The organism is Pseudovibrio ascidiaceicola (assembly GCF_900114245.1).
In the GTDB taxonomy this organism is placed as follows: Bacteria; Pseudomonadota; Alphaproteobacteria; order Rhizobiales; family Stappiaceae; genus Pseudovibrio; species Pseudovibrio ascidiaceicola.
Genome location: NZ_FOSK01000008.1, coordinates 116851 through 138365, shown reverse-complemented (window position 1 = coordinate 138365; position 21515 = coordinate 116851). Strand labels below are relative to the sequence as shown.

Genomic DNA, 21515 nt, shown 5'->3' with positions numbered 1-21515 from the left:
GTTAGCGCCCCTTCAGCTTTACGGATTCATTATAAAAGTTCATGACGGCTGAAATAGACAGCGAGATCAACAAATATGTCGCCATCAAAAGCAACATGCATTCCATCTCACGGCCCGTCTGGTTCAGCGTAATACCGCCCAGTGTGCCAGTCAGATCCATGTAACCAACTGCAATCGCCAAGGATGAGTTCTTGGTGATGTTCAGGTAGTTGGAGATCATTGGTGGAATGATAATGCGCAGAGACTGCGGCAGAACAACAAGGCTCATAGTCCGTTGCGGACGAAGGCCAAGAGCATATGCAGCTTCAGTCTGCCCTTTACTGATCGCCATGATGCCTGCGCGGACAATTTCCGCAACAAAAGCTGCAGAGTAGATGGAAAGCGCAAACCACAGAGCGATAAGTGGAGTACCAACTTTGAGGCCGCCCTTCAGATTGAAGCGACCGGCAACAGGATAATCAAGACCAATCGGCATACCAGAAGCGAAGTAAGCCAAAACGGCTGGCACAATCAAAATACCAAGACTGATGTAGCCCACAGGCAGAATCTGACCAGTTGCTTCCTGACGCTGACGCGCCCAACGACGGAATACAAAAATGCCGCCGATGGAAGCGAGCAAAACTGCAACAACAATCTGGTAACCACCATCAAAGGTCAGTCCAGGAACATAGAAACCACGGTTCGTTGCATAAACCGCCCCTTCAATAACTGGTGCTTTAACAGCCTGCTTGGGGGTTGGAAACACATGAATGAAGACAGCGTACCATGCCAGAATCTGCAGCAGCAGCGGTACGTTACGAACGCCTTCAATGTAAACCGCCATCAAGCGGGAGACGACCCAGTTATTGGAGAGACGCAGAACACCGACAAAAACGCCGATGATTGTTGCAGTCACACACGCCAGAAAAGCAACCAGCAGTGTGTTGAGCAAGCCAACAAGCGCCGCTTTCCAGTGTCCTGAAGCGGAGGAATACTCCACCAGCATCTGACCAATGTCATAGCCTGCTGGCTCATATAGGAATCCGAAATTGAAATCTTTGCCAAGTGCTTCGAGGTTCTCGACAGCATTGCCGATGAGCATCATCACAACTGACAGAGCAACGATAAGCGCGATAATCTGGATCGTATAAGACCTGTATCGAGCATCTCGCCACAGTTGCGACAACTGGAAGCTATTATCGGCTGGTACGGTTGAAGTGCTCATAAGTAGCCCGCCTTATTTATTATGCTTAGAAAAAAGGGCGCTGTCATCGTGCAACAGCGCCCCTTTTGTCAGATCAAGGTCAGATCAACGGAATGGAGGTGCGTACTGCAGACCACCTTCGGTCCATGTCGCATTCAAACCACGAGCCAGGTTAACTTTGGTCTGTGTGCCGAGGTGACGCTCAAACATTTCGCCATAGTTGCCAACGGCTTTGATAGCTACGAGAGCGAAGTCATTGCCCAGTCCAAGGGATGCACCCATTTCACCGGAAGAACCAAGCAGACGCTTAACTTCTGGATCTTTGGAGTTTGCAGCCTGATCGTCAGCATTTGCAGCTGTGATGCCTTTTTCTTCCGCAATCTTCATTGCATTCAGAACCCAGCGGCCAATGTCTGCCCACTGATCGTCGCCATGACGTACGAGCGGACCGAGAGGCTCTTTGGAGATGATTTCAGGAAGAACGATGTGGTCGTCTGCATTCTCGAAAGTTGCGCGAGAAGCTGCCAGACCGGAAGCATCGGTGGTGTACACGTCACAAGCGTCTGCAAGGTAGTTTGCACGACCTTCAGTGTTTGTCTCAATGGACAGCGGCTCGTAAGACATGTTGTTTGCTGAGAAGTAGTCAGACAGGTTCAGCTCAGTCGTTGTACCAGTCTGGATACAAACGGTTGCACCGTCCAGTTCCTTAGCAGAAGCAACGCCAAGAGACTTCTTCACCATGAAGCCCTGACCATCGTAGTAGCTCACACCAAGGAAGGTGAACTTCAGGTCTGCATCACGGGAGAATGTCCATGTGGTGTTACGGGACAGGATGTCTACTTCACCGGAAGCCAGCGCAGTAAAGCGGGTCTTACCAGTGGTTGGTGAGAAATCAACTGCATCCGGGTCACCAAGAACAGCAGCAGCTACTGCACGGCAATAGTCAACGTCAAAGCCCTGCCATTTGCCGTTTTCGTCGGTGTAAGAAAAGCCTGCAAGACCAGTGGAAACCGCGCAGCGCAGCTTACCGCGCTCTTTCACGTCTTCGAGAGTGCCGGCAGATGCTGCAGACAGAGCAGTCGCTGCGAACGCTGCACCCAGCGCAACTGGAAGGATCATTTTTTTCATAGAATTGGAGCCTCTTTTTCTTGTCCAATTTTAAAATTCATCACCGGAAGTAGCAGGCTATTTTCCTCCTCTAAGAAAAACACCCAAGACAGACATGTCAGCGCATGTCCTTAAAGCCCCCCTATTGGCTTCAACCACTCCTCGCTAAGCATTCGATGATATTTCTCTAAAAACGTCAAGAGGTTTTTATTAATAAGTTAGTCTACGAGGTGCTATTCATCAACGATTGCAAAGTTTCTATGCAATTTATATCTCAGTTGCACGCGCTTTAACCATTAATCAAAATCGCAAAATATAGTTCTTTATACACCAGCAAACAAATTAATCCAAACAATACTGAAATAGAGAGGAAATATTACTTAGACTACAAGCGCAATGAAAAAACTAACCTTAAAAACTGACCGCAAAATCTGAGCAATTTTCTTCAAAAATACGTATTTCACACTAACCTTTACAATCCCACTGCACAAATAATACGCAATTTTACGAAAATCCCACAAGGAAGTCTATCTTCCCTATGGGCAAATAGCGTTCAGCTATACTCGTGTATTCAGATTGCATTTATTGCGGATAAATCGCCTAGAAATTCGGGTCCTTGCGTTTTTCCTTGTAGATAAGCCATAGATTTCGGAAATAAATGATCAATCCGAGGCCCTGTCCCGCAATAAAAACCGGATCCTTCTTGACGATAGCGTAAGTCAAAAGGAGCGATCCGCCCCCTATTGAGAAGAACCAGAAAGCCACTGGGACAATGGATCGCCCCACCCGCTCAGAGGCAATCCATTGGATCATAAAACGCATCATGAACATGAATTGCGCGACAAATCCCCAAAGAACCCAGAAGTCCCATTGAGCGACGAAAACATCATAAAGCCAGTCATACAAACCCGAGAACATCAATGGTCCTCCTTCGCAGGAGACACATCCGAATCTGTCACCATCACCACTTCGGGAATGACTTTTCGACGTCGGCGCAACCACCACACACCAAACAGATCAAGAACTCCGACAAGCGCTCGGTCAAAGATCCCATATTTCGAGACACCGTGCTCACGCTCACGGTCAACCACATCCACGTGGACCACCTCATATCCTTCACGGATCACAAGGGCCGGCAAAAAACGATGCCAGCTGTCAAAGTACGGCAGCTTCAAAAACACATCACGCCGTAACAATTTGAGCCCACACCCGCTGTCCCGCGTATTGTCTTTGAGAATTGCTCCACGCAGCTTGTTAGCCGCTTTAGAAGCATAACGTTTGAAGAGGCTGGCTTTTCGCCCCAGTCTTTGCCCGGCAGCAAGACCAACACGCGCACCACCCTTCTCCATCGCCTCAAGCATTTCACGATAATAGATCGGATTATTCTGCCCATCGCCATCGATCGTGGCGACATACGTGCCCCGCGCATGCAATAATCCTGTACGCACAGAACAGCTCTGCCCAGCAGACCGTTTGTGATGGATCAGCCGCAAAAAGCCGTGCTCCAACGCATAGCGCCGCAACACCTCAAGACTATCGTCAGTAGAGCCATCATCAACCACAATGGCTTCAAATCTGTAGTCCTTCAGAGCTTCCGCAATCTCATCCAGCAAGGGAGGAAGATTATCTCTCTCATTCTTCGCAGGGATAACAACGCTGACGTCGATCTCGTTCCCACCGGCACTCTTGGTCATTCCAGCTACCCCTACCCTGAGACGGAACTCCGTTCAGGCTAAGGGACAACAACCTCAATCAGCCCGGAGTGTCTCCGATTGTTTTTGTACGGGAGAAAAGCTGTCAGATCGCGCTGCCCGCCATGACCTCAAGCACAAGGCCATAGAGACACTGTTCATAATCGGTTGCACGCCGCCTTTATTATCAAATGAAAACCCGATCCGCCGACGAGCCATCCAACGGGCACAGCAATAAGAAAATGCCCCACCTATGATAATGCCAGCGACAACATCACTAGGATAATGCGCTCCTACAATCACTCTACTGGCAGCAATCCAAAGCCCAACAACAGCAAGCAGCCACCGAAGTCTGGGGGCAATCAATGCTAAAGCAACGATCAGAGCACCAGCTGTTGTCGAATGCCCACTTGGAAGGCTTGAAAGCTTTGCCTCCCACGCGAAAAAATCGAAGTACATTGGCCCCATTTCATCAAATAAGGTTGGTCGGGCACGCCCGATATTCCATTTCAGAACAATGGCCAGCAACCCGCTGACAGCGACAACAAAGAACAGATAACTCCCGTATATCGTCAGATACGACACTGCCATCTTTCTACGAAACGGGAGGCGCTGCCAGCCGCCAAAAATCATTGCTAGAATCCATAGTCCAGTCGGGAACAGGATCCAGTCGGACTTGCCGACATCTGTAATGACCTCGAAAATATCGTGATAGGCAACAGGCAGTTTCCGGGCCCAAATCGGGCTACTATGGTCCAGAAAGACCATTGCCAGACCGCATAGCCCAATCAATAAGGCCGCAATATTTTGTGGCTTCAAAAGTGGAGGGAGAGCAGCGGCTGCAACAGAGCTCCGCGCTCTTCGGTTTTTCAAAATTGCTGAGGTTTGTCCAATATGCTGTCTCGCATTGTTGCCAGCAACTCGTAAGGCCTCAATCAGACGCTCTCCAATTGATGGAGTGAAACCTTCTTCCCGCGGAGCATCTTCCTTATCGCTTTTCCCATAAGGCGTTGCACGACCCGCTTCCTGTTTGAAAGGCTGAGCTTCGCGGAATTTATCTTTTGTTTGATCCTCGTCCTGAGCTGGACGTTCTAAGGTATCTATGGAGCCATTATCAGTCATTGCGTCGCCCCGCCCGCAGAAAAAATATGTATCAGCAATGCTTTACCGCCATTGATATTCAGGCCAGATACAGTTGATACTTCCGAAGTCTTCATCCCCAACCGAAGAGCTTCCGCATCAAACCGATCCAGCTGCCGTCCTTCCACCAGCACAATTCTGCAGGTCCCTTTAGACACTCCGGTTCTCTGGCTTCCGTCCGCCAGAAAACGCGCTGCAGCTTCTGCGCCAAGTAGTTTTGTTTGCGTGCCCTGCAAAAATACGAAGCTGGGCTCATAAAAACCTGCTGTTGCAACTTCTTTCCGCTCACATCCCGGCAGCTGCTCAACAGCTTCGGCGAGACGGCTGGAAATCCAGATGGTCGACAGGGCTGGGCCAGAAAAAGCCCAGAAGCCGACAAACATCAGCAATGCGGAAGCCCCCACCGTCGGCAATGCCCCGACGAGTTCTCCCGCAATCAGTTTACGAGTGGCTGATAACGCAGCAATGACAGCCAACCCACACAGCACAACACCGGGAGGAGACGGCCAGAGATCAAGCAGTAAAGGTCCAACAACAACAGCAATAAAAATGCCCAGCGGAACCAACAGGAATAAAAACGCAGAGGCGTATCGCCAGTAAATGCCGGCCTGTTTTGCCCTGTCAGTCGTCAACACACCCGCCGCCAGCAACGCCAGTGCTGGCATCATCGGCAATGTGTAGTGAGGCAGTTTCGTTGAAACCAATTCAAATATGATCCACGACGGGATCAGCCAACACAACAAGAATCTATAACAAATTTGATTCAATTCTTGCCTAATACCCTTAAAAATCACAAGGAGAAAAGATGGGATTGGCCAGAAAATTACGAAACTGATTAAGAGGTGTGTGAGTGGTGGAGCACCGTGGGACTCTCGCCCTGTTCCCACTTTACCCCAAAGATCTGCACCCAGAGCGTCCCGGAAGAAGGCACCATTTGTCTCAATGTAAATAGCAACCAGCCATGGTGTAATCAATGCAAGAAACAGCAGAAAACCGGAGATTGGAGCTAATCCCCCCAACCACGAAACACGCCTTTCCCAAACCGATAAAGACAGGATGGTTAGGCCGCATACCATTAGAATAATCGGCCCTTTGATAAGAGTGCCCAGCGCCAACCCAAACCAAAAAAACATGGCATATGTCCAGAGCGCTTTACTCTGTTGTGCCATCCAGACACGAGCCAGCGCTCCTTGAGACAACATCACACAAGCCAAAAGCACCGCATCCGTTTTTGCCAAATGCGCTTCAACATTTAAAATGAGAGCTAACCCAACAAGCAGTGCACCTAAAAAGGCCTCTTGCTCCCGGAAAAATGCTCTCCCAGCCCAATACGTCAGCAACACAGCTGCAATTGCGCCAATGACAGAAGGGAGCCGATAAACCCAGATCGGCGCTCGCTCTCTATATCCCAATAGCTTGGCAACACCCACTTGCGCCCAGTAAATTCCGATCGGCTTTTTATTCCGCGCCAGCTCTTGATAGTGAATGGAAACATAGTTGCCTGTTTCCATCATTTGTTTGGAGGCCTGAGCAAATCTCGGTTCATCACGATCAAGCGGAGGAACAGTCATCAACCCGGGCAGGTACAAGCACAAACATAAAAGCGGAAGAATAATCGGAGCCAACCAGTCGCGCCCTGCCATACGAAGCCAGAGAGCCTGTTGCTCAGACCTCTCAACCTCGTCGCCACTCACAAACATTGCAAGATTCATTTGCGCAGACATAACCGCCCTAAGGCCCTCCAAACTCCCGAAAAAACACAGACTAAGAGCCTGTTGCTCCCTGAGAACAATACGCAGCTGACCATCTGGAACACATTCCCCAAAACTCCCCACTCAAATGCACGGTGGGCCTAAATCCATAAACTGTACCCTTGGTCGGAAAGCTGAAGAGCACCTGAAGCACCAAGACCGCACCTTCTAAGAACAATCAAAATCAAAGATCAGCTTGGGAATTACGTGGATTATTCGTGAGCGGTACAGTTTCGGCCCAATTTCACGCTTAAGATGAGAGGAACTAATCGGGCATTTCGGGATTACACACGTGCGTTTGGAATTAAAGGCGACGGCAGCCTTGCTGCTAGCAGGAACACTTGCTGGCTGCGCTGGCTTGGGTATGGAGACTTCAAAGGTTGAGTTGTCTCAGATTGCGATCAACAAAAACGAAGCATTGCGCCAGACCAATGCATGGCGTGCGAAGCATTCCCTGCCGCCGATCAAACTGGACCCGCACCTCAGCGAAGTCTCCCAGGACATGGCCAATCACATTGCCCGCCTGGATTCGCTCAAAACCAGACGCCATTCCTCCTCCAGCCTCATTAGTCGCACTCAGACAGACGGCTACAAGTCCTTTGCAGGCGCAGAAAATCTAGGCGCAGGCTACGCAAACATTTCTGCGGCAATGACAGGCTGGAAAGACTCTCCCGATCACAACAAAAATCTGCTCAACAAAAACGTCACCCATATGGGCATAGCGCGCACAAACCGAGCAGACGGCACCTACCGGAATTTCTGGGTCATGACACTCGCTGCCCCTCAAAAACCAGTGACAGCAACAGGTTTCACAACTGTCTCGCTGCCCTTCCCAGTCCAGTAACTTCCCTTGCGTCGATAATTGATTAGGGGAATTTTCAACCCGCTTCCTTTACGCAGTTGCAATTAACACCCATATTCAAATCTCCAGCGCGCATTCCCATGAAGAGGCATTGCCTCCTTGAGGGAATACGCGTCCACAATTTGATTGAAAGCAGTCTGGCTCTCCTCCTAAACAGACCCGAGCCCAGCCTGTGTTTTGAATTTCATCGGAGATTTAATATGAGCGAGACCGCAAAGGTTCTTCTGCAAGACTGGAAAACCCCGTTTGGACTTCCCCCGTTCGCACAGATCAAGCCGGAAGACTTTGAGGGCGCATTTGAAGAGGCCTTTAAGGCAGGCGAAGACAACATCAATCGCATTGCTCAAAATTCTGAAGAACCAACTTTTAAAAACACCATCGCAGCATTGGAGCTGGCCGAAGACGCTCTGGAGCAGGTTGCAAGCGTATTCTTTAACCTTTCCTCTGCAGATACCAATGAGACCCTGCAGCAAGTTGAGCGCAATGTTTCGCCAAAACTAGCGGCCTACAGCACTAAGAAGTATTTGAACCCTACCCTCTTCAAGCGTATTGAAACGCTGATGGCGAAGAAAGACACGCTGAACCTGACATCTGAACAGGACCGTGTGCTGGAGCGTTATTACGCAATTTTCCATCGTGCTGGTGCCGGTCTGGACGCCAATGGCAAAACCCGTATCGCAGAAATCAATGAGCGCCTCGCAACTCTGGGCACCAACTTCGCGCAGAACGTTCTGGCCGATGAAGCCTCCTACAAACTTGTATTGGAAAACGAAAGCGATCTGGAAGGTTTGCCAGAGTTCCTTGTAAAAGCCGCAAGTGCTGCCGCTGACGAACGCGGAGAACCGGGCAAATACGCCATCACCCTCTCCCGCTCTTCTATTGAACCGTTCCTGCAGTTCTCCAAACGCCGCGATTTGCGTGAGGAAGCCTTCAATGCCTGGGCAAGCCGCGGTGATAATCCCGGTGAAACAAACAACTCAGCCATCGTCCGTGAGACAGTGCAGCTCCGCAATGAGAAAGCCAAACTCCTTGGCTTCGAGAGCTTTGCAGCATTCAAGCTGGATGATGTCATGGCAAAAAACACTGGTGCAGTGGATGACCTGCTCTCCAATGTCTGGGGACCAGCCAAAGCACGCGCACTGGAAGAAGCTGCTGACCTGCAGGATATGGCGCAATCTGAGGGCGACAACATCGAGATTGCTCCGTGGGACTGGCGTTATTACTCAGAGAAGGTCCGCAGCGCCAAGCATGATCTTGATGAAGCTGAGATCAAGCCGTACTTCCAGCTGGATCAGATGATCGAAGCGGCCTTTTATACCGCAACCCGTTTGTTCGGCCTCACCTTCAAAGAGCTGAAGGGGCAAGACGTATATCATCCAGATGTGCGTGTATTTGAAGTCTTTGACAAAACCGGCAACCATCTCGGCATCTTCATTGGCGATTACTTTGCCCGCGCGTCAAAACGCTCCGGCGCATGGATGAGCGCCTTCCGCTCACAGCAGAAGCTGAAAGGTGACGTCCGCCCAATCATCGTCAATGTGATGAACTTCTCAAAAGCACCTGAGGGTGAGCCAACCCTGCTTACCTTTGATGATGCCCGCACTCTATTCCACGAATTTGGCCACGGCCTGCACGGCCTCATGTCCAACGTAACGCACCCACTTGTCTCCGGCACCAGCGTGGCGCGGGACTTTGTGGAGCTGCCATCCCAGCTTTTTGAACATTGGCTGGATCAACCGGAAATCTTGAAAAAGTATGCCCGCCACTACCAGAGCGGTGAAGTCATTCCGGAAGAACTGCTGGAACGTCTGCTGGCTGCTGCAAACTTCAACCAGGGCTTTGCGACAGTCGAGTACCTCGCCACTGCCCTTGTCGATATGGCGATCCATAAAGAAGATAAGCTTGACGATCTCGATCCCGCTCAGATGGAAAAGAAGATCCTCAATGGCATAGGTATGCCAAAAGAGATCATCATGCGTCACCGCATTCCGCATCTCCTCCACGCTTTCGCGGGAGACGGATACTCTGCGGGTTACTACAGCTACCTTTGGTCAGAAGTGATGGATGCCGACGCGTTTGAAGCTTTTGAAGAAACAGGCGATGCGTTTGACACTGACACAGCAGCCAAACTGGAGAAATTCATCTACGCGGCAGGCGGGTCTCAGGACCCGGCAAAAGCTTACATGGATTTCCGCGGTAAACTGCCATCCATTGAGCCGCTTCTTAAGGGCCGCGGACTGGTCAATTAAATATCAGAGATCCAAGTCAGATACCAAAAAGGGCGGACCAGTTGGTTCGCCCTTTATTATGAGAACTCAAAAGGAGAAGGTTAGCCTCTCATCATCCGATTGAGACCACTTAAGAAAACAAACAGCCAGCCAAGGATCATCAGCATGCCGCCCGTAGGCGCAGCAAAGTCAAACAGCTTCTCACCGACAAACAAGCGCTGAGCCAAATCACCACAGAACAAACCAACACCGGCAAACAGTAACAGCATGGCAAATGCAATGCCCTTTGAGCCTGTAATCCCGTGAGCAACCCCCAAGCCGACGAAAGCCGCTGCATGCATCATCGTGATTTGAGAGATAATACCAAGATACTGGTTATCGACCGCATGCGAGCTTGCCGCTGAAGTCAAAATGGCGATAACACCGCAAAACCCGCCAAGCGCTAATCCAAGACCAAGCCCTTGACCAAGTCTAATCCGAGGCTGGTCAACGGGCGCTGCTTCACTTGCACTGTCCGGCATAGCTGCTCCTTAAATCTCAATTCCAAATCACATTCTGCGCGAAACACAAACACGCATCAACTGCATATAAGATAACCATCAAAAATTGCAAAACCTTCAGCAAACAGAAGTAAGTCACAATATGAAAGAAGGCTGCAGAGGACCTGCCTCAACAGCCTCCGTAGGTTACTTCGCTAAGTCTGCCAGATTGCTAAATGGATCTGACACCATCGGCTTCAAACTGGTTGCCTCTGTGCCATTCACATCAAAGTCATCAAAGCTCACGGAGTTGAAGTTCATAGCATTCAATGCACGCACGTAATATGTGGCTTCATTCAGATCAGCCATAACGGACCACTGAGTATAGTCTGGACCATCATCAGCTCCTGCGTCCGCATCACTATCGCTGTTCCGTGCAAAGCCCTTAGGGATATCGAAGTTATTCAGAATATGACCTGCAACATTCAGGTTTTCTTTTGAGGTGTCTTTGACCTCGGCACTGTTGACATAAGTGGTCACTCTCACAAAACGTGATGGCGGAGTTACATCACCCGGCACACCCAGCATCCCCGAACCTTGACCCAATGGAGACAGCTCCCCTTCAGGGAACTTTTTCGCGGCCGTATTGATGGGTGTTAAGTTCACATAATTGCGCAGGTTAGTCATGTGCCAATCAAACTGCGGTGAGTTGGTCATGACACCCAGTTCATTGTCATAGATCTTCAAGCCATCATCAACTGGCTCAATCACGATAGATTTCCCTGAACGGTCATGAATAGTGAAATGGAGTGGGGGTATCTGTCCCAGAGCCTTAAACTCAATGTCGACCAGCTTGACTGATTTGACGGCCTCTTTCACCTCTTCAACAGTCTCAAACTGCGATAGCACCCAAACCAGGAAGTTAATCGGCGCAAGCTCTCCATCTGCTCCACCTGACGTTGCCTCAGAGTACTTCGCAAAACCTGGAAAATAGAGAGCGCCAGCTGCAAGTCCGGCTTCATTTACACCATCAACAATCGCAGTCTGCTCTCCTCTTATATCCATACCGATTACGGCATACTTGCTTGTCCAACTCGTCCCTTCCCACTCTTTGCCATCCTCCAGAGTACCGGCACTAGTGATTTTGTAGTTACGTGGGATGAGAGAAACGGTCGATTCAGTTTCAAAACCGAACTCCATCGTCCGCCCATACACACGGCCATCATCTTTGGCCGTCACGACAAAACTGGTGCAAGCAGATGAACTGACAACAGGTGAAATGAAAAGGGCAGTCGAACACAATCCAGTCAGCACAACGCGCTGTAGTCTTGAAAATAACGAGGGCATGCTAAGCTCCTTTTTTTGCTTTTGCATGTGCATCGTCACCAGTGTTTTCCAAAAAATATATAACGCCTATCTCAGATTGAAGCGAGGCTTAGCAAGAGCTTAAACTCTGAATTTTAAACCACTTATAGCCGCAACAAAGAACGTTCAAAACCATTCATGCATCGAAGATAATGTCAGCGGAGTAGACATTATCCGCAAACAGCTAAGGTGAAACAGGTGGCCGTTTCATCAGCACCTTGTGCAGTCCCGGACCGTAACCATCGGTCTCAACAGATTCAGCGGTAAATCCCATTCTCTCATAGAAGGGACGCGTGTGCTGCGAGGTATCGATGTAAACCGCCTGATCTGGATAGTCTTCTGCAATACGCGCAAGCCTGAACTGCACAAGTGCCCTGCCAATCCCCTGACCGTGTAGTTCACGGCGCACCATACCCCAAGTAAGCCCCACTCCTTTGGCATTCAGGCAATACCCACCAGCAGCAACAATCAACCCATCTTGCTCGGCCACATAGTACGGATCATCCAGATTTTTCAGGTCCAAACTATATTCCGCCTGTTCAGCCTCCATGAAAAACTTAGGGACGTTTCCCTTAAAGATCTCAAGGCATGCGTCATAGTCAGCGGTTTGATACCTACGAAAATCCATCATACATTCCTTAGTGGCCTTGGTTCCAAAACGTATCGCATCACCGGCAATTTCCGCCCTGCTGGAAGGGAAGGCTGAAACCCAATTTCCTCCGCTCCCATACGCTCATAAAACCCTTTGGCATGAGGATCAGAGACAATCACCAGCTCTGGAAGCTGCTGATCTTGCAGCCAGTTTTGAATGAAGCCAAACATAATCCGCCCTGCGCCCCTACCCATCAGTTGCGGCGAGACCCAGAAGTCTTCAAGCTCACAGCGTTGCTCTGCATCAACGGAAATAGAAAACACACCAACAATCCGGCCTTCAGCTTCCAAGACCCAGAAATGCCTGCTTACCAGAACAACCTCATCAACAATCAAATCAGGCAGCCAGACATCCATCATCTCCTGCGAATAGCCCCAATGGCCTTTCGCTGCGAGGATCACCTCATTCATTTCCGAAATATGCTGTTTACTCGCCTTGATGATATTCACGCACACGCCCTCTTTGATGGGAAAGACAAAACGCCTCACACAGGCTGAAGCAATCCAAAAAGCCCGGACCTATGCGCCGTATTGCCCTCTGGTTGGGTCTGCCACATCAATAATGCGTAAGGACGGTTTCGCCTGCCCCTGCCACGTATCAACACTCAAACTACCAGCAATATGGAGGGGTTTGCCACGTGCTTGTAAGAGCGCCTTTCCATGAGGCTGGTCTTCCGCTTTAAAAGCAATCGCCTTCAGGTTTGTTCCCTCATTACCGCCAAGTGTCACACTCACATGCCCTTGCCCGACCACCTTTGAAAATTTGATCGGCACAGATGGCAACGCAAAAACAGGTTCTGCGTGCGAGGCCCCATAAGGCCCTGCCTGTTCCAGTATATCCAGCAGGCTCAGGTTCGCGCCAGCAGGTGTCAGCACACCATCAATAGTGAGTTCATGATCAGCAGAGGCCTGCTCCACATCTTCACTCAGTTGCTCCGTCAGGAAAGCCTCAAACTCAGGCACTTTTTCTTTTTCAATGGTAAGCCCTGCCGCCATCGCGTGTCCACCGCCTTTGACGAGCAAACCCGCCTCAACAGCTGCACGAACCGCAGAGCCCAGATCAACACCAATGATTGAACGGCCTGAGCCAGTCCCCAAGCCCTTTTCATTAAACGCCATTGCAAAAGCAGGCCGGCGGTAACGCTCCTTCAACCGCGAAGCGATGAGCCCAACAACACCCGGATGCCAGCCGTCTGCTCCCGTCAAAAGCACGGCAGGAGGAACAGTTCCTTCCATTTTCTGGAACGCCTGCCCCTCGCCCTCTTCCAGCATCACAGCTTCCATGGCCTGACGTTCTTGATTGAGCCGTTCCAGCGTGGCAGCAATACGCTCCCCTTCAGCCCGGTCATCAGAAGACAGCAGCTTCATGCCAAGAGCAGAATCGCCAATACGACCACCGGCGTTGATGCGCGGTCCGAGCATGTAGCCCAGATGATACGGTGTTGGCTTACCGCTCAACCGCGAAATGTCAGCAAGGCAGGAAAGTCCAATGTTCTCACGTCGCGCCATCACTTTAAGCCCCTGCACCACATAAGCGCGGTTCAGGCCCTTCAACGGCACCACATCACAGACGGTACCAAGCGCTACAAGGTCGAGCAGGTCCATAAGACGCGGCTCAGCCCGTTGGGCAAAGGCCCCACGGCGGCGCAGCTCTCGATTGAGCCCGACCAGAAACAGGAAAGTCACACCAACAGCAGCCAGATGCCCCTGCCCGGACAAGTCATCCTGCCGGTTGGCATTCACCAGCGCATGGACTTCCGGAAAATTCTCATCCACCTGGTGGTGATCCAGAACCACCACCTCAAGCCCAAGCCGCTTGGCTTCTTCAAATGCCTCGAACGAGGTGGAACCACAGTCCACGGTAATCAGCAGCCGCGCACCACCTGCATGCAGCTGATTGATGGCTGTCGGGTTCGGTCCGTAACCATCAATAATACGATCGGGAATGTAGACGTCCGGCTCCACACCCAGCAGCATCAGATAACGTTTGAGCAGTGCGGAAGAAGTGGCCCCATCCACGTCATAGTCACCAAAGACGGCAATCTTCACACCAGCCTGCAAAGCATCGGCAACGCGCGCGCAGGCTTTGTCCATATCCACCAGTTTGGATGGATCAGGCATCAGGTCTTTAATGGAAGGGTTTAGGAAACCGGAGGCGTCCTCCAGCGGAACACTGCGCCCGGCAAGCACGCGTCCCACCACTTCAGGCAGTTCCGTTCTCTGTGCAATGGCAAGCGCCTGTGAAAGCCCCTGATCATCCAGCCGTTCACGCCACACACGTGCGCTCAAGGACTTTTTGACACCAAGAACGACACGTCGCTCAGCACTGGTTGCATCCAATGTCATAACCATAGAAAGAAACTGCCCGATATCTCATAGAAATGCAAAAGCGGACGAGTGTTTGTTACACCCGCCCGCTTTCATCAATTAGCTCGGTGAAAGACCGAAATCAATCCAGATGGAACTTTTCCAACTGCGTATGCTTCGCTTCAATGAAACGAACCGTACCGGTCGTGGAGCGCATCACAACAGTGTGGGTGGTGATGTTGTCACGGCCTAGCTTCACACCCTTCAGGAAGTTACCAGTAGTCACACCGGTCGCAGCAAACAGAACGTCTCCGCCAGCCATTTCTTCCATGGTGTATTTGCGATTGATATCATCAATACCCATGCGACCTGCACGCTCAACCTGCTCTTCGCGGGTGATCACAAGACGGCCCTGCATCTGACCACCAATACAGCGCAGAGCTGCAGCAGCCAGAACACCTTCAGGAGCACCACCAATACCAACATAAAGATCGATACCGGTCTCTTCAGGATCAGTGGTGTAGATGATGCCAGCAACGTCACCATCACCAATCAGGTAGATGGAAGCACCGGTTGCACGAATGTCGTCAATCAGCTTGGCATGACGCGGACGGTCCAGCACACAGACGGTCACGTCTTTAACGTCACAGCCTTTTGCTTTCGCAACAGCTGCAAGGTTTTCCTGAATTGGACGATCCAGATCGATAGTACCCTCAGGATACCCCGGACCAATCGCGATCTTATCCATGTAACTGTCAGGTGCGTTCAGCAAACCACCTTCCGGTGCCAGCGCGATAACAGCGATGGAGTTTGGCATGTTCTTCGCGCAGATCGTGGTACCTTCCAGCGGATCCAGCGCGATATCAACCTTTGGCCCGTCTTTGGTGCCGACCTTTTCGCCAATGTAGAGCATTGGCGCTTCATCACGTTCCCCTTCACCAATCACGACAGTACCGTCGATTGGCAGCTGGTTCAGTTCGCGGCGCATTGCGTCCACAGCAGCCTGATCAGCTGCCTTTTCATCGCCCCGTCCACGAAGACGTGCTGCAGATACAGCAGCACGTTCCGTAACGCGTGCAAGTTCCAGTGTCAGAATACGGTCAAGAACGTCAGTTGCGTCCTGATGACTATCCGCCATTTAAACCTCTCGGGTGTCCTGTTTTCACGTTAAACGTGAGGAAGTATTATTTCAGGTTCTCAATTCGTAACATCTGAGGCTTACCAGAAGTTACTTTTTCAGCAGCAATCGCATCCAGAGCGTCGCGCACAGCCAGTTCAGTGGTCTCATGCGTGATAAGGATAACACTTCGCGGTGCTGCAGGATCGCTTACACCATCCTTATCATTTCTGGAATGCGGTCCACGTTGGACAATAGACTCAAGTGAGATCCCTTTGTCCGCCATACAGCGCGCAATTGTGGCGAAAGTACCGGCTACGTCCAACACAGCCAGACGAATGTAATAACCACCTTCATGCGCTCGCATACGCGCTGGAACATAATCTGCAAGTGTTGTCGCAGACTGACTAAACACCGGCAGAGAAACATCACGTGCAATATCGACAAGATCGGAGATCACAGAGGATGCTGTTGCATCACCACCTGCACCCGGTCCAACCAGCACCACTTCGCCAACCGCATCACCATCAACAGCAACAGCGTTCAGCACACCATCAATACGGGCAATCGCAGAAGACTTCGGCACCATAGTTGGATGCACGCGCTGTTCGATCCCTGTATCAGTACGCTGAGCAACACCCAGCAGTTTGATCCGGTAACCCAGCTCATCCGCAGCGCGAATATCAGCTGTTGTGATGGAAGTGATCCCTTCCACATAGATCGCATCGGCATTCACTTCACAGCCAAACGCAAGGCTGGTCAGCAGAGCAAGCTTGTGCGCGGTATCAAAACCTTCAATGTCAAAGGTCGGATCAGCTTCGGCATAACCAAGGCGCTGCGCATCAGCAAGGCACTCAGCAAACGACAAGCCTTCCTGCTCCATACGCGTGAGGATGTAGTTACAAGTGCCATTCATGATGCCGTAAACACGGGACACATCATTGCCCGCAAGGCTCTCACGCATGGTCTTGATAATTGGAATACCACCAGCAGCAGCGGCCTCATAGTTGAGGCTCACACCTTTGGCTTCTGCAAGGTGTGAGAACGCAACCGCATGTTTCGCCAAGAGCGCTTTGTTGGCTGTGACGACGTGTTTCCCAGTCTCCAGCGCAGTGCGAACACTCACCTCAGCAGGACCGTCTTCACCGCCAATCAACTCCACAAAAACATCAATCCCGTCAAACTTGGCAAGTTCAACGGGATCTTCAAACCAGGTCAATCCATCTAGATTAACACCACGATCTTTAGAGCGGCTGCGAGCACTCACAGCCACTACTTTGATAGGTCGGCCACATCGATTGGCAAGAACATTCGCCTTGGCCTCGAGGATACGCACCAACGAAGCACCGACGGTTCCTAGACCAGCAACGCCAACTTTCAAAATATCAGTCATAAATACCCAGTATCTGTAGGTGGGCGGGCGCCTAAGCGCCCGATTTGCTCAATTCCTCAGAATTGCTGCCCGCGTCTTCAAAAAACTTCCGAATGCCACGTGCGGCCTGCCTGATACGTTGCTCGTTTTCAACCAGACCGATACGCACAAAACCTTCACCGTGTTCACCAAAGCCGATTCCCGGAGCAACCGCCACATCTGCCTTTTCAATAAGCAGCTTGGAGAACTCCAAAGACCCTAGATGCTTGAACTGGTCTGGAATTGGAGCCCAGGCAAACATGGATGCTTCCGGTGCAGGAATATCCCAACCAGCGCGTCCAAAAGAATCGATCAACACATCACGGCGCTTCTTATAGATCTCGCGTGTTTCACGAATACAATCGTCTGATCCGTTCAGCGCAGATGCAGCAGCTACCTGAATTGGAGTGAACGCACCATAATCCAGATAGGACTTCACGCGAGCAAGAGCCGCAATCAGACGTTCATTACCAACTGCAAAGCCCATGCGCCACCCCGGCATGGAGAAGGTTTTGGACAAAGAGGTAAACTCAACAGCAATATCCATTGCCCCCTCTACCTGCAGGATGCTCGGAGGAGGAACATCACCAAAGTAGATTTCAGAGTACGCCAGATCGGAGAGCACATAAATTTCGTGCTTACGCGCGAACGCAACCACATCCCGATAGAAGTCCAGATCAGCAACACTTGCTGTTGGGTTCGCAGGGAAGCAGAGAATAATTGCAATTGGCTTCGGAATGGAATGAACAACGGCCCGCTCCAGAGCTTCAAACAGCTCAGGACCCGGAGTTGCCGGGATAGACCGCAGTGAACCACCTGCCATCAGGAAGCCAAATGCATGAATTGGATAGGATGGATTAGGGACAAGCACCACATCGCCCGGCGCGGTAATCGCCTGGGCCATGTTGGCAAACCCTTCCTTGGACCCCAGTGTCGCAACAACTTGCGTATCTGGGTTTAGCTTTACACCAAAGCGACGCTCATAATAGCCAGCCTGTGCCTTACGCAATCCCGGAATCCCTTTGGATGCGGAATAGCGATGTGTGCGCGGGTTCTGAACAGTCTCCACCAGCTTATCGACAATATGTTGCGGAGTAGGCAAATCAGGGTTGCCCATACCCATGTCGATAATATCGGCGCCTGCCGCTCGCGCTTTGGCTTTCAGACGATTGACCTGTTCAAAGACATATGGCGGGAGCCGGCGTGTCTTGTGAAAGTCGTCCATGACGCGAGCCTCACTTTCTTCAGTTTAGCGTTTCAAGCTATATTTTGATTTCTGTTCAAACTTGGTCCCGATTCATTTCAGCCAAGTTTCCACGGCCTTTTAGCAGGTGCGAACATTTTTCGCATCATTCATGAGGGATAAAACCGACATTTTTTTAAAGTTTTCAAAGAAGATGTAAAACTTTAAATCCAAAGAAAAAGCCGCAGAATTCTGCGGCTAACAACGGGATCTACAATTTCAACTTGAGAAATTAGACGGCTTTCACACAAAATGCACAACTAAAGGTGCACTCGCCACATGAGAAATGCCGCGAAAGATTATTGCGCCTGCACATCCTGAGATTGCCCAGCCTGCTCACCAGCAATCGTTTTCAGCTGCTCTGTACTGGACTCAAAGCTCTCACCAAGACCAGCCCTGCGCTTACTCTCAGAGGAGATCGCCAGCAGATTGGCTTCAGAAGCTGCACGCTGTTCCGGGGAAAGCAAATCGCTGGAAACTTCTGGTGGCAGTTCAGCCACACCAGTCTGCCTTGTGCCGTTGCCTTTTTCGATTGCCTCGTAAACCGTCAAAGATTCGCCAAATGCACAACCGCCAACAAAACCTGCCAGCACAACAGCACAGCAAACTCGTTGAAACTTAAGCAACATCTGGAACCTCGCGTTTGATTTGACGACTACACAAAAGCAGTACACATGACTTTATTAAAAATGCACTTAGCAGTTGCGTCATCCGTAGTCCACATATATTACCCTGTTAACAACACATAGTTTATTACTCTAGGGCAGATCTTATTTACTGAACACAGAACACGATATACTCAAACCATAACCGATAAATATTAAGAAGAAATACTATTAGAATTCGGAGTATTCCGAGTTTTCCTCAAGAGTTAAACACATCCATAAAACTTAAGAATAACCCAAAACTTCTCACAGTTCCGCAAGATCACTTTACTTGCTAAATACCTACTAAGAATCCACCTAAGGACTAAGACAGTCAGCATGGATTTTCACGTGCCTGTCAAAATTCTTAGGGATATACTCATTATGCCGTTTTTGTAGGCTACGACACTGCCCCATTACGCTTGAGTGTATGTGGCATATTTTTGAGCAACAATCACGCACACCAAATACTATTGGGTCTGGCGAGTATTAAGCAGACACCAGATACGAGGACTGAGCAGGCAAATGACCGGTGAAGACACCAATCCAATGTTGCAGTACATCCTCAATAATCCTGAGGAGTTTGCCAAGAACCTCTCCGAGATCGCCGAAAACGGCGGCAAGGCTCTGGCAGCCTATCTGGAGCCTCGCGAAAAAGGCGAAGCAGCATCCGGAGGTACCGAAGAACTCAACGCAGTGGTGAAAACACTCGCCGAGGTCGGCAATTATTGGATGAAGGACCCTTCCCGCGCCATTGAAGCTCAAACCAAGCTCTGGTCCGGATATATGAATATCTGGAACTCGACACTTCAGCGCATGGCTGGAGAGGAAAGAGATCCAATCGTCGTCCCCACCAACACTGACAAGCGTTTTAAAGACAGCCAGTGGGACGACAATAACTTCTTCGACTTCATCAAGCAGATGTACTTGCAGACGAGCAACTGGGCTGAAGAGCTTGCAGAAGGCGCCGATGAACTGGATGACCACACGCGCCACAAGGCAGGCTTTTACATAAAGCAAATCTCCAATGCCATGTCGCCGTCCAACTTCATCCTCACCAACCCGGAGCTACTGCGCGAGACCATGTCGTCCAACGCCGGCAATCTGGTGAAGGGCATGAAGCTACTCGCTGAAGACATCAAGGCCGGTCACGGAGACCTGCGCATCCGCCAGACTGACCCCGATAAGTTTGAAGTTGGCGTGAACGTCGCCGTCACTCCCGGGAAGATCGTAGAGCAGAACGATGTCTGCCAGCTGATCCAATACACACCAACGACAGAAACAGTTCTCAAACGTCCGCTACTCATTGTTCCGCCTTGGATCAACAAGTACTACATTCTCGATCTTAACAAAGAAAAATCCTTCATCAGATGGGCTGTCGATCAGGGCCATACCGTCTTTGTTGTTTCATGGATCAATCCGGATGAAACACAAGCTCAAAAAAGCTTTGAGCACTATATGCGCGACGGCATTCTCAACTCTCTGGAACGAATTCGCAAAACCACCCAGCAGACGACCGTCAACGCCATTGGCTACTGCGTCGGCGGTACTTTGCTGGCCGCCACCTTAGCCTACCTTGCCAAAATCGGAGAGCAAGATCGCATTGCATCTGCGACCTTCCTGACCACTCAGGTTGATTTCACCTATGCAGGCGACCTGAAGGTGTTTGTGGACGAAGAGCAGATCGAAATTCTTGAACATCGCATGGGTGAGAAAGGATATCTGGACGGCTCCAAAATGGCGACGGCGTTTAACATGCTGCGCTCGAACGACTTGATTTGGCCTTATGTGGTCAACAATTACCTGCGCGGTAAAGATCCATTCCCGTTTGACCTGCTCTATTGGAACGCGGACAGCACGCGCATGCCGGCAGCCAACCACTCCTACTACCTGCGCAATTGCTATCAGAAGAATGCACTTGCGAAAGGCGAAATGGAACTGGCCGGGCAAAACCTCGATCTGAGCGATGTCCAAATCCCGATCTATAATCTGGCAACAAAAGAAGACCACATTGCACCTGCAAAATCCGTATTTAAAGGCTGCGGATGCTTTGGTGGTCCCGTAGAGTACGTTCTGAGTGGCTCAGGCCACATTGCTGGCGTCGTCAACCCGCCATCCAAAGAGAAATACCAGTACTGGACAGGAAGTAAGCCAGAGGGCGCTCTGGAAAACTGGATGCAAGATGCATCTGAAACACCGGGATCATGGTGGCCACACTGGCAAAAATGGATTACATCTCAGGATGATAATCAGGTAAAAGCACGCAAACCGGGCGCACGCCGCACAAAAATTTTGGAAGACGCACCAGGCAGTTATGTTAAGGTGCGCATATAAAG

General features: G+C 50.5%; 18 protein-coding genes. 3 read left to right on the top strand and 15 right to left on the bottom strand.

All coding sequences use genetic code 11. The features are described 5' to 3' along the window. Position 1: 1 nt before the first annotated feature. The 6 genes from BM231_RS16105 to BM231_RS16080 form a co-directional block, all read right to left on the bottom strand. On the bottom strand, positions 2-1204 hold the full coding sequence (locus tag BM231_RS16105; protein ID WP_093520925.1) for an amino acid ABC transporter permease: 1203 nt from the start codon (positions 1202-1204) through the stop codon (positions 2-4). 84 nt (positions 1205-1288) lie between these two features. Continuing rightward, complete coding sequence (locus BM231_RS16100; protein ID WP_093520923.1) at positions 1289-2311, bottom strand: amino acid ABC transporter substrate-binding protein; 1023 nt, start codon at positions 2309-2311, stop codon at positions 1289-1291. A 579-nt stretch (positions 2312-2890) separates the two neighbouring features. Next, the gene (locus BM231_RS16095) at positions 2891-3208 is read right to left on the bottom strand and encodes a lipid-A-disaccharide synthase N-terminal domain-containing protein (protein WP_057464408.1); all 318 of its coding nucleotides are present in this window, start codon (positions 3206-3208) and stop codon (positions 2891-2893) included. Further along, entirely contained in the window at positions 3208-3984 is a 777-nt protein-coding gene (locus tag BM231_RS16090; RefSeq protein WP_093520920.1) for a glycosyltransferase family 2 protein, read from the bottom strand. The genes BM231_RS16095 and BM231_RS16090 overlap by 1 nt, the downstream gene beginning before the upstream one ends. 54 nt (positions 3985-4038) lie before the next feature. Further along, on the bottom strand, positions 4039-5103 hold the full coding sequence (locus tag BM231_RS16085) for a phosphatase PAP2 family protein (protein ID WP_093520918.1): 1065 nt from the start codon (positions 5101-5103) through the stop codon (positions 4039-4041). After that, on the bottom strand, positions 5100-6845 hold the full coding sequence (locus BM231_RS16080; protein WP_208860429.1) for an ArnT family glycosyltransferase: 1746 nt from the start codon (positions 6843-6845) through the stop codon (positions 5100-5102). The genes BM231_RS16085 and BM231_RS16080 overlap by 4 nt, the downstream gene beginning before the upstream one ends. A 319-nt stretch (positions 6846-7164) precedes the next feature. On the opposite strand from BM231_RS16080, the gene BM231_RS16075 reads away from it, so the two are divergent. Further along, entirely contained in the window at positions 7165-7716 is a 552-nt protein-coding gene (locus BM231_RS16075; protein ID WP_208860428.1) for a CAP domain-containing protein, read from the top strand. 218 nt (positions 7717-7934) lie between these two features. Then, the gene (locus tag BM231_RS16070; protein WP_093520916.1) at positions 7935-9983 is read left to right on the top strand and encodes a M3 family metallopeptidase; all 2049 of its coding nucleotides are present in this window, start codon (positions 7935-7937) and stop codon (positions 9981-9983) included. 80 nt (positions 9984-10063) lie between these two features. Here the strand turns inward: BM231_RS16070 and BM231_RS16065 are convergent, their stop codons facing one another. The 9 genes from BM231_RS16065 to BM231_RS16025 form a co-directional block, all read right to left on the bottom strand. Then, positions 10064-10483, bottom strand: coding sequence for a DUF423 domain-containing protein (locus BM231_RS16065; RefSeq protein WP_093520914.1), 420 nt, complete (start codon positions 10481-10483; stop codon positions 10064-10066). 165 nt (positions 10484-10648) lie between these two features. After that, complete coding sequence (locus BM231_RS16060; RefSeq protein WP_093521176.1) at positions 10649-11788, bottom strand: choloylglycine hydrolase family protein; 1140 nt, start codon at positions 11786-11788, stop codon at positions 10649-10651. Positions 11789-11990: 202 nt separating this feature from the next. After that, positions 11991-12434, bottom strand: a complete 444-nt coding sequence (locus BM231_RS16055) for a GNAT family N-acetyltransferase (RefSeq protein WP_093520912.1) — start codon at positions 12432-12434, stop codon at positions 11991-11993. Beyond that, entirely contained in the window at positions 12434-12907 is a 474-nt protein-coding gene (locus BM231_RS16050) for a GNAT family N-acetyltransferase (protein WP_093520910.1), read from the bottom strand. The genes BM231_RS16055 and BM231_RS16050 overlap by 1 nt, the downstream gene beginning before the upstream one ends. 69 nt (positions 12908-12976) lie before the next feature. Next, on the bottom strand, positions 12977-14809 hold the full coding sequence (recJ, locus tag BM231_RS16045; RefSeq protein ID WP_093520908.1) for a single-stranded-DNA-specific exonuclease RecJ: 1833 nt from the start codon (positions 14807-14809) through the stop codon (positions 12977-12979). A 97-nt stretch (positions 14810-14906) separates the two neighbouring features. Further along, positions 14907-15902 (bottom strand): class II fructose-bisphosphatase, encoded by a 996-nt coding sequence (gene glpX, locus BM231_RS16040; protein WP_008547053.1) that lies wholly within the window; start codon positions 15900-15902, stop codon positions 14907-14909. Positions 15903-15948: 46 nt separating this feature from the next. Then, positions 15949-17274 (bottom strand): homoserine dehydrogenase, encoded by a 1326-nt coding sequence (locus BM231_RS16035; RefSeq protein WP_093520906.1) that lies wholly within the window; start codon positions 17272-17274, stop codon positions 15949-15951. Positions 17275-17305: 31 nt separating this feature from the next. After that, on the bottom strand, positions 17306-18517 hold the full coding sequence (locus BM231_RS16030) for an LL-diaminopimelate aminotransferase (RefSeq protein ID WP_057464398.1): 1212 nt from the start codon (positions 18515-18517) through the stop codon (positions 17306-17308). A 317-nt stretch (positions 18518-18834) separates the two neighbouring features. Next, the gene (locus tag BM231_RS16025; protein ID WP_208860427.1) at positions 18835-19164 is read right to left on the bottom strand and encodes a hypothetical protein; all 330 of its coding nucleotides are present in this window, start codon (positions 19162-19164) and stop codon (positions 18835-18837) included. Between the two features lie 540 nt (positions 19165-19704). Between BM231_RS16025 and BM231_RS16020 the strand changes: the two genes are divergently transcribed. Further along, positions 19705-21513 carry a PHA/PHB synthase family protein gene (locus tag BM231_RS16020; protein ID WP_093520904.1) on the top strand — a complete coding sequence of 603 codons (1809 nt, stop codon included), beginning with the start codon at positions 19705-19707 and terminating at the stop codon, positions 21511-21513. Positions 21514-21515: the final 2 nt, after the last annotated feature.